Genomic DNA, 13,798 nt, shown 5'->3' with positions numbered 1-13,798 from the left:
CCGAGGAATCAGGCTTCTTCGAGGCATCCAGCCCGCTGCACCGGGCGTAAGTTGAGGGCCAACCAGGATTCGCCCATGCCTTTTGCTCTCTGGAGCCTGCTGATCGCAGGCCTGATGCCCTACTTCACCGTGGCACTCGCGAAGGCGGGCCCGAACCGGTATGATAACGGAAACCCGAGAGATTGGGCCGGCTCATTGCAGGGTTTCGCCCGGCGCGCGCATGCCGCACACCAGAACCATTTCGAGTTCCTGCCCTTTTACACGGCAGGGATCCTTGTCGCCCATCTCCGTCTCGGTGCGAACGGGGCCGTGGATTGGCTCGCTTTCGGCATCCTGCTCGCCCGGATCGCCTATACCATCGCTTATCTGATGGACCGGCCGACCCTGCGCTCGATCGTCTGGAGCCTCGCCATTTTCGGGGTGATCGGCCTGTTCGCCCTGGCAGGGCGCGGCACCTGACACGAAAAAGGCCGGGGAATGCCCGGCCTTCCTGTCGATCCCGCGTGCCGCACGACCTTTTCAGACCTGCCGCGCCACCATCATCTTCTTGATCTCGGCAATCGCCTTGGCGGGGTTCAGCCCCTTCGGGCAGGCATTCGAGCAATTCATGATCGTGTGGCAACGATAGAGCCGGAACGGATCCTCGAGATTGTCGAGCCGGTCGCCAGTGGCCTCGTCGCGACTGTCGATCAGCCAGCGATAGGCCTGAAGCAGGGCAGCGGGGCCGAGATAACGGTCGCCGTTCCACCAGTAGCTCGGGCAGGAGGTGGAGCAGCAGGCGCAGAGAATGCACTCGTACAGGCCGTCGAGATGCTCGCGGTCCGAGGGCGATTGCCGCCATTCCTTCTCTGGCGCCGGTGTCTCGGTCTTGAGCCAGGGCTCGATCGAGGCATGCTGCGCGTAGAAGCGCGTCAGGTCAGGAACCAGATCCTTCACCACCGGCATATGCGGCAGCGGGTAGATCCTGACCGCGCCGGAAACCTCATCCATGCCCTTGGTGCAGGCGAGGGTGTTGGTCCCGTCGATATTCATCGCGCACGAGCCGCAGATGCCTTCGCGGCAGGAGCGGCGGAAGGTCAGCGTCGGGTCGATCCGGTTCTTGATCCAGATGATCGCGTCGAGGATCATCGGGCCGCAATCATCGAGATCGACGAAATAGGTATCGACTCGCGGATTGCTCTCGCCGTCCGGATCCCAGCGATAGATCCGGAATTCGCGGAGGTTGTTGGCCCCGGCCGGCTTCGGCCAGGTCTTGCCCTCGACGAGACGGGAATTCTTGGGAAGGTTGAACTCGGCCATAACCCGGACCTCAGTAAACGCGCGCCTTGGGCGCGATGTAGCTGACCTCGTTGGTCATCGTGTAGGAATGCACCGGCCGGTAGTCGATCGAGACGGATTTCTTCTCCTCGTCGACCCAGGCCAGCGTATGCTTCATCCACGTCTTGTCGTCGCGGTCCTTGTAATCCTCGCGGGCATGGGCCCCGCGCGATTCCGTCCGGTTCAGCGCCGAATCCATCGTCACCACCGCCTGGGTGATGAGATTGTCGAATTCGAGCGTCTCGAGCAGGTCGGAATTCCAGACAAGGCTGCGATCGGTGACGCGGACATCGTCCGCCGCCTTCCAGACCTGATGGATGTTCTTCGAACCCTCGGCCAGCGTTTCGCCGGTCCGGTAGACCGCACAATTCGTCTGCATTTCACGCTGCATCCGGAGGCGCAGTTCCGCCGTCGGCGTGCCGCCCTTCGCATGGCGGAACCGGTCAAGGCGCGACAGGGCCAGATCGGCCGAATCTGCCGGCAATTCCGCCTGCTTGGCGCCGGGCGTCAGGATCTCGGCGGCCCGGAGGCCGGCGGCGCGGCCGAAGACCACAAGGTCGATCAACGAATTGGAGCCGAGGCGGTTCGCCCCGTGCACCGAAACGCAGGCCGCCTCGCCGATGGCCATCAGGCCCGGCACCACAACATCGGGGTTGCCGTCCTTCAGGGTGACGACCTCGCCATAGAAGTTCGTCTGGATGCCGCCCATGTTGTAATGCACGGTCGGCAGGACGGGGATCGGCTCCTTCGTCACGTCGACGCCGGCGAAGATCTTGGCGCTTTCCGAAATGCCCGGCAGGCGGGCATGCAGGATCGCCGGATCGAGATGGTCGAGATGCAGGAAGATGTGGTCCTTGTTCTTGCCCACGCCGCGGCCTTCGCGGATTTCCATCGTCATCGCGCGGCTGACCATGTCACGCGGGGCAAGGTCCTTCACGCTCGGCGCATAACGCTCCATGAAGCGCTCGCCATCCGAGTTGGTGAGATATCCGCCCTCGCCACGGGCACCCTCGGTGATGAGGCAGCCTGCTCCATAGATACCGGTCGGGTGGAACTGGACGAATTCCATGTCCTGCAGCGGCAGGCCGGCCCGCAGGACCATGGCATTGCCATCGCCGGTGCAGGTATGGGCCGAGGTGGCCGAGAAATAGGCCCGGCCATAGCCGCCGGTCGCCAGCATCACAGTCTGGGCGCGGAAGCGATGGATCGTGCCGTCATCCATCTTCAGGGCGATGACGCCGCGGCAGCGACCTTCCTCGTCCATGATCAGGTCGATGGCAAAATACTCGATGAAGAACTCGGTCGAGTTGCGCAGGGCCTGCCCGTACAGCGTGTGCAGGATGGCATGGCCGGTGCGGTCCGCCGCCGCGCAGGTGCGCTGGGCGGGCGGGCCATTGCCGTAATCGGTGGTCATGCCGCCAAACGGCCGCTGGTAGATCTTGCCATCCTCGGTCCGCGAGAACGGAACACCCCAATGCTCCAGTTCATAGACGGCGGCCGGCGCGTTGCGGCAGAGATATTCGATGGAATCCTGGTCGCCCAGCCAGTCCGACCCCTTCACGGTGTCGTACATGTGCCATTTCCACTCGTCCGGGCCCATATTGGCGAGCGCCGCGGCAACGCCACCCTGTGCCGCCACCGTATGCGAGCGGGTCGGGAAAACCTTGGTGATGCAAGCCGTGCGCAGGCCGGCCTGGCTGCAGCCCACTGTGGCGCGGAGGCCGGCACCACCGGCGCCGACGACCACAACGTCAAAGGTATGGTCGGTGATCGGATAGGCCTTGCCGTTCACGGCCGGGCCGCTGCCATTGGAAGTTCCGTTCGAAGCCATGCGTATCTCCTGCCGTCAGCCGGCAAAGCCAATCTTGAGAATCGCATAGGCCGAGGCGAGGCCGACCGCGATCGCGAAGAAGGTGTTGAGCATGAGCAGGGCAATCTTCCTGCCCTCGCTATGGACGTAGTCCTCGATGATGACCTGCATGCCGAGGCGCATGTGATAGGTGGCCGAGCCGATGAACAGCAGCAGCAGGATGGCCACGAGCGGCTGGCCGACCAGCTTCACCGCGCCGGCATAATCCCGCTTCGAGAGCATCAGCATGATGACCACGAAGGAGATGGTCAGCGGCACATTGGCAACCGCCGTCACGCGTGACTTCCAGAAATGGTCGGTGCCAGACTTGGCAGCGCCAAGGCCACGAACCCGGCCGAGCGGCGTGCGGAGCGAGGTGGAGGATTCTTGGCTCATCGGCTTACCCTGCGAGATAGGCGGCAAAGGCCAGGACGGTGAGGCCCAGCGAAGCGAACAACGTGCCCCAGGCAAGCTTCATGCGCGTTCCACGCTCGAGGCCGGCACCGGTATCCCAGACGAAATGCCGGATGCCCCCGCACATGTGGTGGAACAGGGCCCAGCAATACCCGAAAAGCACCAGCTTCCCGGGGATCGACCCGTAGATGGCCTGCACCGTCCCGTAGGCCGAACTGCCCGAAGCCAGCGCGACAAGGGCAATCACCAGGAGCAGCGTCCCGAAGAACAGCGCCGCGCCGGTGATGCGATGGAGGATCGACATCACCATCGTGATCGAGGGCTTGTAGATTTGCAGATGCGGAGAAAGCGGGCGCTCCGCCGGGCCGGTTCGGGCCATGGATGTCACCTTGTCAAGACTTTGGAACAGATCCAATCAAAGGACCGCCAGTCCCCCTAACCGAGTTTGAAGCACTTCGCAATGCAACGAAGGACAGGTTCAACCTAGGCCGGACCAGCCGGGAAGATCAGAGGCAATGTCGTCGCAGGCTGTCGATCTAGCCGGGTCTGGTTAAGGAATCCGTTGCAGCCCGGGCCCGTGCGGCCAGTTCGGCGCTATTTCCGTCGATCTTCAGGCGCTTGATCCGGGCGGTCTCGCCAGCAACGAGGCGGATATCCCGCGCCGGAATGTCGAGCAGCCCGGCCACCAGCGCAATCACCGCGCGGTTTGCCGCACCCTCTTCCGGCGCGACGCGCACCCGCACCTGCCAGAAACATCGTCCCGCAGCATCCACCCCCACGCCTTCAAGCGCGTCGCGCCCGCCGCGAGGAGTCGCCCGGAGTGTCAGTTCGATTCCGCCGGGGACGATCCGGAACGGAGCGCCTGTCGCCTCGTTCACTTCGGAGCGGCAGCGTAGATCTTCTCCCCGGTAAACGTGAAATCCAGGCCCTTCTGCGGCAGGTGACAGGCATAGCAATTGTCAAGCTTGATCATGTTCAGCGTGCCGTCGGGCTTGAACGACGCATATTCCCAGTCGCCATTGTCCTTTTCGGGCGGGAAAAGATTGGTCTCGCCCCAGCCCTTCTGCTTCTCCATGACACCAACAGCCTTGACACGCCCTGTCGGAACCAGCCGGCCCTGCGGATTCCGGATCGGATTGCCACCAGCCTCGAGCGCGACATCGTGATCCGCCATGACCAGCACGGTTCCCTCGGGGAAAGGCTGGCCCGGCTTCACCTTGGCCAAGGCATCCTTGTTGACATAGAAGAAGCGCACAATCTTCCGATCAGGCTTGTCGACCATGTCATAACGCTGAAAGGTCGTCGCAAAGTCCTTCGGGAAGGCGATGCGGGTCGGCGTGGCATCCAGTGGGAAGTTCTGCCCGTGGACAAGGCCGACTGCGAGCGCCCCGAACAGGCCGACCAGAATGAAACGACGAACCATGCACACCTCCCCTTTTCAGGCAGGATGCGGCGGGCCCGTCTCAGGCGTCAAGAGGCCTCAGAGGCTCCGTGCGTAATAGTTGACGGTGACCTGGACGAATTGCAGGGCCAGCAGGAGAATGACCGGCGAGATGTCGATCGGGCCGAGATTGGGCAGACGCCGGCGGATCGGCGCGAGCAGCGGCTCGGTGATCCGGTACAGGAATTCCCCGATGGCGGAGACGATAGGCTGGCGGGAATTGACGATGTTGAAATTGATCAGGAGCGTCAGGATCACATAGGCCAGCAGGAGAAAGGAATAGATCTCGATAATCGTGTTGAACAGCCAGAGAAGCGGGTTCATGGGCACTCCGTTCGCATCAGTTGCCCCTCTCTTACAGGAGGCCCGCTTCGCCCTGCAAGACAGGCTTCGCGCAGGGGGGCCTTGCCACTCCGGAATGCACTGGAAAAGCAGTTGACTTCATCCCGAGCATCGGTCATTCAGCCGCTTCCGGTCAGGGGCTGTAGCTCAGTTGGGAGAGCGCTGCAATCGCACTGCAGAGGTCAGGGGTTCGAATCCCCTCAGCTCCACCAAGGCCGACCGAGACGGTCGCGGAACGCTCTCACGGATACCCCTGCGCAGTCAGGATCGACAGATCCAATGCACCCTTCCCCCTTTAGTCGTTGTTGACTGTGATCACGGGAAAGCCCGTCGGAACACTGCCGGAACCGGCACGTTAAGCGTGTATTCGCTGGTCTGCATCCATTCTGGCAGGAACAAAGACGAGTTCTTCGATGGATGCAGGCACCAAACCCTTTGCGGGATCGAGGCGAGACGGGCCGAAGGAACCAATGCCGGGCTCGGGGTTCACGCTGGATCCGGAAGAAACCTTCGATCGCCTGACACGGCTGACCGCCGCCACATTGAGCGTGCCGGTCAGCCTCTTCACGATCGTCGAGGAGACGCGGCAGGTCTTCAAGAGCCAGTTCGGCCTCGAAGAACCCTGGGCCACGGCGCGGTCCACCCCGCTGTCGCATTCGCTGTGCCAGCATGTCACGCAGTCCGGTTGTCATCTGGCGATCAGCGATCTCCGGGTTGACGAGACCATGCGCGGCCACCCGGCGCACGAGGCGCTGGGTGTGGTGGCCTATCTTGGCGTGCCGCTGCGCCTCGCCGATGGCACGGTCTTCGGCGCCTTCTGCGCAATCGATCGCGAGCCGCGCGAGTGGACCGAAATGCAGCTCCGGCATCTTGAGGATTTCGCGCGGATCGCCTCGGACGAAGTGACTTTGCGGTTCCAGATCGACCAGCTGGAAGCCCTGCGGCGCGACCTTGACCTCAACAACCAGCGGTTTGAGCACACGATCGCCAATATCGCCCACGGGCTCTGCCTCTACGGGCCTGACGAACGGCTTGCTGTCGCGAACCGGCAATATGCGGAACTCTATGGCCTCGAGTCCGATGACATCCTCCCCGGAACCCCGCTGAGCACCATCTTCGCCAGGCGCCTCGAGCGCGGGACCGATCCGATGATGTCCCGCGAGGACTATCTGGATTGGCGTCGGGAGGCGATGAAGGCCGGAGATCGCCCTCACCTGATCCGCCTGCGGGACGGGCGGACCATCCGGATCTTCGTCAACCCCACCCCCGATGGGGGCTGGGTGGCGATCAACGAGGACATTACACCCCAGCTGGAGATCGAGCGGCAGATCCGCGAGAAGGAATCGCAGTACAAGCTGCTGGCCACCCATAGCGGCGATGTCATCATCCTTCGCGAGCGCGCCGGAAAACGGCTCTACTGCTCGCCGGCCATCGAGACCCTCGCCGGATACACCGCCGAGGAAGCGCTCCTCACACCCGTGAATGAATGGGTCCATCCGGACGACCTTGACGCTGTCGCGAATGCCATGGCGAGCCTCTCCGCCACCAACCCGAAGACAACGGTGGTTCATCGCTTCCGGCGCAAGAGTGGCTCTTGGATCTGGGTCGAGGGAACGCTCGCCCTGGCCAAGGAAGCCGGCGACGAACCGCGCATCGTCTGCAATATCCGCGACGTCACGCGCCGGAAGCAGGCGGAAACCGAGTATCGTGATCTTTTTGAGCACAGCATCATCGGCATCTACCGTATGACACTGGATTACCGGCTCATCCACGCCAATCCGGCTCTGGTCGCCATGGCGGGGTTCGAGACAGAGAAAGCCCTGCTCGATGCGGGCCTCAGGCGCTGGTACCGGGACCCTCTGCGCCAGGAGGAAAAACTTGGCCTCCTGCGCGACCATGGCCTTGTCCGCGATTTCCAGAGCGAAGTCGTCGCCCCGCGCGAAAATCGGCAGATGTGGGTCTCGGAAACGGCCTGGATCGTCACGGCCGAAGACGGGAGCCCGCTCTATATCGAGGGCATGGTGGCCGATATCACGGAGAGCATTGCCTCGCAGGCACGGCTTCGGGAACTGGCAGAAATCGACCAGCTGACCGGGCTCGCCAACCGCGAGAGCCTCCGGGGTCATCTTGACCGCGCGATGCGGGCCGCCGAGTCGAGCGGCATCTACCCCGTTCTGGTCTATATCGATCTCGACCGGTTCAAGTCCGTCAATGACAGTTTCGGTCATGCCGCCGGCGACGAGCTGCTGGCGCAGGTCGGGCGCCGGATCGAGGCCACGACAGGTCGGCGTGGCCTCGTTGCCCGGATGGGCGGCGATGAATTCGCCATTCTCTGCACCGAGCCGGAGGCCATCGCCCAGCTGGACCAGCTGGCCATCCAGATCATCGGCGCGATCAACCAGGTCGTGCATCTCTCGGGCGGGCATCGCGCCAGTGTCGGCGCCAGCATCGGCATTGCCGGCGGCCTGCCGGAAGATACGGAGATCGACCAGGTCAAGCGCCGCGCCGACCTGGCCATGTACCAGGCAAAGCGCGACGGCCGGAATGCCTTCCGCCGGTACAGCCAGGCCCTGGAAGACCAGATCGAGGAACGCCAGCAGATCGAGCTGGGCCTGCGCGAGGCGATCCTGAACGACCATTTCGAGGTGTATTTCCAGCCGATCCTCGACCTGACCCGGCAGGGGCAGAGCGGATTCGAGGCACTGGTCCGCTGGCGGCAGCCAGACGGGACGATGATTTCGCCCGCCAGCTTCATCCCGATTGCCGAGGAGAACGGCCTGATCGTGCCGATCGGCGAATTCGTGATGCGCAAGGCGATGCAGACCGCCGCGACATGGCCGGAACCCCTGCGTGTCGCGATCAACGCTTCGGTGATGCAACTGCGGCACCCGGATTTCATGGGCACGCTGATGTCCGCGATGAGCCGGACCGGGCTTGCACCCGAGCGCATCGAGATCGAGGTCACGGAGTCAGCGCTCCTCGATGACAGCCCGACCACCCTGGCCGTGCTCCAGAAACTGCAGATGCTCGGGGTCCGCGTGGCGCTTGACGATTTCGGGACGGGTTGGTCGTCGCTGTCCTACCTCAACCGTCACCGGTTCGACCGGATCAAGATCGACCGCTCTTTCGTGAAGGGGATTTCAGACCGCCGGAACGAGGCGATCATCCGGGCCATCACCGATCTCGGCAACCGGATCGGTATCGAGATCACAGCTGAAGGGGTGGAGACGGCAGAACAGCTTTCGCTGCTGCGGCAGATGGGCTGCCACGAGGCACAGGGCTTCCTCTATGGCAAGCCGATGCCGGCAGATCAGACCATCGCCTTCGCGCAGGCACGGCTCCGGCCGCCGCCAGGCCAGCGCTATCTCCGCGGTATCCGCTGAAATCCCTGCCTGCAGGATTCCCGGGCCGGGCAGCCCCCTCAGGACCGGCCGGGCAGCTTCCGGCCGTAGAGTTCGAGCCGGTGCCGGACAATCTCGTAGCCAAGCTCGCGCGCCAGCTCGGATTGCAACTTCTCGATCCGTTCGGAATGGAACTCGATGACCTGCCCGGTCTCGATATCGATCAGATGGTCGTGATGGGCGACATCCGCATTCTCGAACCGCGCCCGCCCGTCATCGAAAGCATGCCGCTGGATCGCGCCCCGCTCCTCCAGCAGGCGCAGGGTCCGGTAGACCGTGGACAGCGACAGCGTCGGGTCATGCGCGAAGGCGCGTCGATGCAGCTCGTTCGCATCCGGATGATCAACCGCCTCGGCCAGCACCTGGAGGATGATCCGCCGCTGGTTGGTCATGCGGATGCCGGCCCGGCGCAAATCGGCCTGGTAGCGATCGAAGCGGGTCTTGACGTCGTCCATCTGCGAAAACTAGCCTTGTTGCAAGGCAGGAGCAAGAAGCACCTGCCGGGTTGACCAAGGACGCGCAACGGCTCCTGTCATCTTTCTGGCAGCATGGCGGCGGTACTCACGGAAAGTGACTGGTTTTTCTTTTCCAGCGATGTACCTAGTTCCGCATTCAACTTTCGACGGAGTCGGCAATGCGCCGTGTTCTGACTACATGCCAGCGATCGGCTTTCGCCTTCGTCCTGGCCGCCGCCACCTCCCACGCCCTTGCGCAGGGAGCCCCGCCGGCACCACCGGTGCAGGTCTCGGCCCCGCTGGCGAAGAAAATCACGCTCTGGGATGAATATACCGGGCGTTTCGAGGCGCGCGAGCAGGTCGAGGTGCGTGCCCGCGTCTCCGGCTTCATCGAAAAGGTTCACTTCCGGGACGGGCAGGTGGTCAACAAGGGCGACCTGCTCTTCTCGATCGACCAGCGCCCCTTCCAGCTCAGTGTCGATGCGGCCCGCGCGGATGTTGAACGGGCCAAGGCACAGGTCGCGCTGGCGGAGAACGAGGTCGAGCGCGCCGAAGGGCTGACGCGGAACCAGACGATCACGGCACGCGATCTCGACCAGCGCAAGGCCAATCTGGCCAGCGCCCGGGCCTCGCAGCAGGCAGCGGAGGCCAATCTCAAACAGGCCGAGCTGAACCTCGAATGGACCGAGGTGCGCGCACCGATCGGCGGCCGGATCTCGGACAAGCGCGTCGATGCCGGCAACCTCATCACCGGCGCGCAGGGTGGCGCCACCTTGCTGACCAACATCATCAGCGTCGATCCGATCAACTTCATCTTCGAGGCCTCGGAAGCGGATTACCTGCGCTATTCCCGCCTGCTGCAATCGGGCGACCGGCCCTCGGGCCGGGAAAAGCCGCTGCCGGTCCGGGTGCGGTTGGCCGACGAGGCCGACTGGAAGCGCGAAGGCCGGATGGAATTCGTCGACAACCAGCTCAATGCCCGTTCGGGCACGATCCGCGGCCGCGCGATCTTCGCCAACCAGGACCAGTTCCTGACCGCCGGCACCTTCGGGCGGCTGCAGCTTTATGCCGGCGAGCTCGACGCGCTGATGATTCCCGATGCCGCGATCGTCTCCGACCAGACGAGCAAGCTGGTCTTCATCATCGGCCCGGAAAACAAGGTCGTGCCGAAGCCGGTCGTGCCGGGCCCGATTGTCGACGGACTTCGCGTCATCCGGAGCGGCCTGGCGGCCAATGACCGTGTGATCATCAACGGCCTTGCCAATCCGATGGTCCGGCCCGGCGTCCCGGTGACGCCGCAGCCGGGCGAGATCAAACCGCCGGCGCGCCCCTGAAACCCTTCGCGCGGCCCCCGGGCTGCGCGGCCTGTCCCTGATCCCCGTCCCGAGGCGACGCCATGTTCCGGTTCTCGCATTTCTTCATCGACCGCCCGATTTTCGCGAGCGTGCTGTCGATCCTCGTCACGATTGCCGGCCTGATCACGCAGCGGGCACTGCCGATCTCCGAATACCCGGAAATCGCCCCGCCGACGGTCAATATCACGGCATCCTATCCCGGCGCTTCGGCGGAGATCATCGCCTCCACCGTTGCCGCGCCGATCGAGCAGGAAGTCAACGGCGTCGACAACATGCTCTACATCTCCTCGCAATCGACAGGGGATGGCCGGGTCTCGATCAATGTGGTGTTCAAGCCCGGCACCAATATCGACCAGGCCCAGGTGCTGGTTCAGAACCGCGTTTCCGGCGCGGAGGCGCGCCTGCCGGATGAAGTTCGCCGTCAGGGTGTCCAGGTTCGGAAATCCTCGCCGGACATGATGATGGTCATCCACATGACCTCGCCGGATGGCTCGCGAGACCAGCAATACATCTCGAATTATACCACGCTCTATGTGAAGGACGTGCTGGGCCGCGTCGATGGCGTGGGCAGTATCAGCGTCTTCGGCGCGCGTGACTATTCGATGCGCGTCTGGCTTGATCCGGCCCGGGTTGCGGCCAGGAACCTGACGGCCAGCGAGGTTGTGGCGGCCCTGCGCGCCGCCAACCTCCAGGTCGCTGCCGGCTCGATCAACCAGCCGCCGGCCAGTTCCGACGGCGCCTTCCAGCTCTCCGTCCAGACCCTGGGCCGCCTCACGGATGTCGAGGAATTCGCCAACATCATCATCCGGTCGGACAGCAACGGCGTGGTGCGCGTGCGCGACGTCGCCCGGACCGAACTCGGCAGTCAGGATTACTCGATCAACGCCTATCTGAACAACAAGAACGCTGTCGCGATCGGCGTCTTCCAGCGCCCGGGATCGAACGCCCTGACGACTTCCGAGGCGCTCAGTCGCGAAATGAACCGGATGGCGGAGAATTTCCCGACAGGGTTGAGCTATTCTGTTGTCTACAACCCGACGGAATTTATCCAGGAATCAGTCAACGAGGTCGTCAAGACGCTGATCGAGGCCACCCTTCTCGTTATCGTTGTCGTGGTGCTGTTCCTGCAATCCTGGCGGGCGGCCATCATTCCGATCCTCGCTATCCCCGTCTCGCTGGTCGGCACCTTCCTGATCATGGCCATGGCCGGCATCTCGTTCAACACGCTGTCGCTGTTCGGGCTTGTCCTGGCGATCGGCATCGTGGTCGACGATGCCATCGTCGTGGTCGAGAATGTCGAGCGCTACCTGCGCGAGGGGCATTCGCCCAGCGAGGCCGCACACAAGACCATGGACGAGGTCGGCGGCGCGCTGATCGCCATCTCGCTCGTGCTCTGCGCGGTCTTCATTCCCACGGCCTTCATCGAAGGGTTGCAGGGCTCGTTCTACCGGCAATTCGCCATCACGATCGCGGCCTCGACCGCCATTTCCGCTTTCGTCTCGCTCACGCTCTCGCCGGCCCTCGCGGCCGTGCTGCTGAAGCCGCATGATCCGCATCACAGCGCCGGCGGGCGGCTCGGCGCGCCGATCCGGGCCTTCTTCGGTGCCTTCAACCGGGGCTTCGACTGGCTCTCGAACCGCTACGGCATGCTGACCTCGCGGATGATCCGGCTCTCGATGATGGTCCTTGTCGTCTATGGCGGCCTGATCGGCCTGACGGCTCACCAGATCCGCGTCGTTCCGACCGGGCTCATCCCGCAGCTCGATCGCGGCTACCTGATCGTCGCGTTCCAGCTGCCGCCGGGCTCGACGCTCGAACGCAGCGATGCCGTGATCCGGCGCGCGTCCGACATCCTGCTTTCACGCCCCGGCGTGAAGAACGCCGTGGCCTTTGTCGGGCTCGATGGCGCCACCTTCACCAACGCGCCGAATGGCGGCGTGGTCTTCGTGACGCTGTCCGACTTCAAGGATCGCGAGGCGCTGAAACTCACCGGCAAGGACATCCTGAACGATCTTCGCCGACAGATGTTCACCATCCCGGAGGCGTTCCCGCTTGTGATCGAGCCGCCCGCCGTGCCCGGCATCGGCACCGGCGGCGGTCTGAAAGGCTATGTGCAGGATCGCGGCGGCCGCGGACTGCGTGCGCTCGAGGGCTCGGCCTGGATCATCGCCGGCTCGGCCTCGCAGACCCCGGGCCTCACCCAGGCCTATACCCTGTTCTCTACCCGTACGCCGCAGATCTATGCCGATATTGACCGGACCAAGTCCGAAATGCTCGGCGTGCCGATCGGCCGGGTCTTCGATACCCTGTCCATCTATATGGGCTCCGCCTTCGTGAACGATTTCAACGTTCTCGGCCGCACCTACCGGGTCACGGCCCAGGCCGACAATCCCTACAGGCTCGACCTGCGCGACGTGGCCAATCTCAAGACACGCAACGTCGATGGCGAGATGGTGCCGATCGGCTCCGTCGCCACCTTCTCCAATATCACCGGTGCCTATCGCGTGCCGCGCTACAACCTCTACCCCGCCGCGGAAGTGCAGGTCTCGCTTGCACCGGGTTACTCCTCCGGGCAGGGCATCGCCGCCATCGAGAAGATCGCCCGCGAGCGCCTGCCCTCGGGCTTCGGCTTCGAATGGACGGAAATCGCGCTGCAGGAAAAGCTCGCCGGCAACACGACGATCATCGCCTTCGGCCTGGCCGTGATCTTCGTTTACCTGCTGCTGGCCGCCCTCTATGAAAGCTGGCTGCTGCCTCTGGCCGTGCTCCTCATCGTGCCGATGTGCATCCTCGCCGCAATGATCGGCGTGCGCATCGCCGGGCTGGACCGCAACATCCTCGTCGATATCGGGCTAGTTGTGCTTGTGGGGCTGGCGGCGAAAAACGCGATCCTGATTGTTGAGTTCGCCAAACAGGCCGAGGATGAGGGCCGGTCCCGGATCGAGGGCGCCATCGAGGCGGCGCGAACCCGCCTCCGCCCGATCCTGATGACCTCGCTCGCCTTCATCCTCGGGGTGCTGCCACTCGTCATCGCGCAGGGCGCCGGTGCGGAAATGCGCCAGTCCCTCGGAATCGCCGTGTTCTCCGGGATGCTCGGGGTGACCTTCTTCGGCCTGATCTTCACGCCGGTCTTCTATGTCGTGTGCAGCTGGCTGATGTCCTTCTCGCGGAAGAAGAAGCCGGCGGACGGGGCGGAACCGGCGGAGGCTGCCTGACGCGCAGCC

The 13,798-nt window shown here is 63.9% G+C and carries 12 protein-coding genes and 1 tRNA gene; 5 read left to right on the top strand and 8 right to left on the bottom strand.

Annotation, left to right across the window (positions count from 1 at the left end; genetic code table 11):
* Positions 1-75 precede the first annotated feature (75 nt).
* Entirely contained in the window at positions 76-459 is a 384-nt protein-coding gene (locus tag P0652_RS03975; protein WP_284177472.1) for an MAPEG family protein, read from the top strand.
* Between the two features lie 60 nt (positions 460-519).
* On the opposite strand, the gene P0652_RS03970 is transcribed toward P0652_RS03975, so the two are convergent.
* The 7 genes from P0652_RS03970 to P0652_RS03940 all read right to left on the bottom strand — a co-directional run bounded on the left by P0652_RS03970 (position 520) and on the right by P0652_RS03940 (position 5,345).
* On the bottom strand, positions 520-1,299 hold the full coding sequence (locus P0652_RS03970; protein ID WP_284177471.1) for a succinate dehydrogenase iron-sulfur subunit: 780 nt from the start codon (positions 1,297-1,299) through the stop codon (positions 520-522).
* 10 nt (positions 1,300-1,309) lie between these two features.
* A complete protein-coding gene (sdhA, locus tag P0652_RS03965; protein ID WP_284177470.1) occupies positions 1,310-3,148 on the bottom strand; it encodes a succinate dehydrogenase flavoprotein subunit in 1,839 nt (612 codons plus the stop codon).
* A gap of 15 nt (positions 3,149-3,163) precedes the next feature.
* Positions 3,164-3,562 (bottom strand): succinate dehydrogenase, hydrophobic membrane anchor protein, encoded by a 399-nt coding sequence (sdhD, locus tag P0652_RS03960; RefSeq protein ID WP_284177469.1) that lies wholly within the window; start codon positions 3,560-3,562, stop codon positions 3,164-3,166.
* Between the two features lie 4 nt (positions 3,563-3,566).
* A complete protein-coding gene (sdhC, locus tag P0652_RS03955; protein WP_284177468.1) occupies positions 3,567-3,959 on the bottom strand; it encodes a succinate dehydrogenase, cytochrome b556 subunit in 393 nt (130 codons plus the stop codon).
* Between the two features lie 157 nt (positions 3,960-4,116).
* Positions 4,117-4,458, bottom strand: coding sequence for a DUF167 family protein (locus P0652_RS03950; protein ID WP_284177467.1), 342 nt, complete (start codon positions 4,456-4,458; stop codon positions 4,117-4,119).
* Entirely contained in the window at positions 4,455-5,003 is a 549-nt protein-coding gene (locus P0652_RS03945; RefSeq protein WP_284177466.1) for a cytochrome P460 family protein, read from the bottom strand. The genes P0652_RS03950 and P0652_RS03945 overlap by 4 nt, the downstream gene beginning before the upstream one ends.
* Positions 5,004-5,060: 57 nt before the next feature.
* Positions 5,061-5,345, bottom strand: coding sequence for a YggT family protein (locus P0652_RS03940; RefSeq protein ID WP_284177465.1), 285 nt, complete (start codon positions 5,343-5,345; stop codon positions 5,061-5,063).
* Positions 5,346-5,499: 154 nt separating this feature from the next.
* Between P0652_RS03940 and P0652_RS03935 the strand changes: the two genes are divergently transcribed.
* A tRNA-Ala gene (locus tag P0652_RS03935) sits at positions 5,500-5,575 on the top strand.
* A gap of 258 nt (positions 5,576-5,833) precedes the next feature.
* On the top strand, positions 5,834-8,746 hold the full coding sequence (locus P0652_RS03930; protein ID WP_284177464.1) for an EAL domain-containing protein: 2,913 nt from the start codon (positions 5,834-5,836) through the stop codon (positions 8,744-8,746).
* 38 nt (positions 8,747-8,784) lie between these two features.
* Here the strand turns inward: P0652_RS03930 and P0652_RS03925 are convergent, their stop codons facing one another.
* Complete coding sequence (locus tag P0652_RS03925; RefSeq protein WP_284177463.1) at positions 8,785-9,219, bottom strand: Fur family transcriptional regulator; 435 nt, start codon at positions 9,217-9,219, stop codon at positions 8,785-8,787.
* A 179-nt stretch (positions 9,220-9,398) separates the two neighbouring features.
* Here P0652_RS03925 and P0652_RS03920 point away from each other — a divergent pair, with 179 nt between their 5' ends.
* Both P0652_RS03920 and P0652_RS03915 read left to right on the top strand, forming a co-directional pair.
* Complete coding sequence (locus P0652_RS03920; RefSeq protein ID WP_284177462.1) at positions 9,399-10,553, top strand: efflux RND transporter periplasmic adaptor subunit; 1,155 nt, start codon at positions 9,399-9,401, stop codon at positions 10,551-10,553.
* 62 nt (positions 10,554-10,615) lie between these two features.
* Complete coding sequence (locus P0652_RS03915) at positions 10,616-13,789, top strand: efflux RND transporter permease subunit (protein ID WP_284177461.1); 3,174 nt, start codon at positions 10,616-10,618, stop codon at positions 13,787-13,789.
* Positions 13,790-13,798: the final 9 nt, after the last annotated feature.

Source organism: Rhabdaerophilum sp. SD176 (assembly GCF_030143245.1).
Taxonomy (GTDB): Bacteria; Pseudomonadota; Alphaproteobacteria; order Rhizobiales; family Beijerinckiaceae; genus Rhabdaerophilum.
Note: the sequence above shows the minus strand (reverse complement) of the source record. Positions and strands in the feature narration are given on the sequence as shown.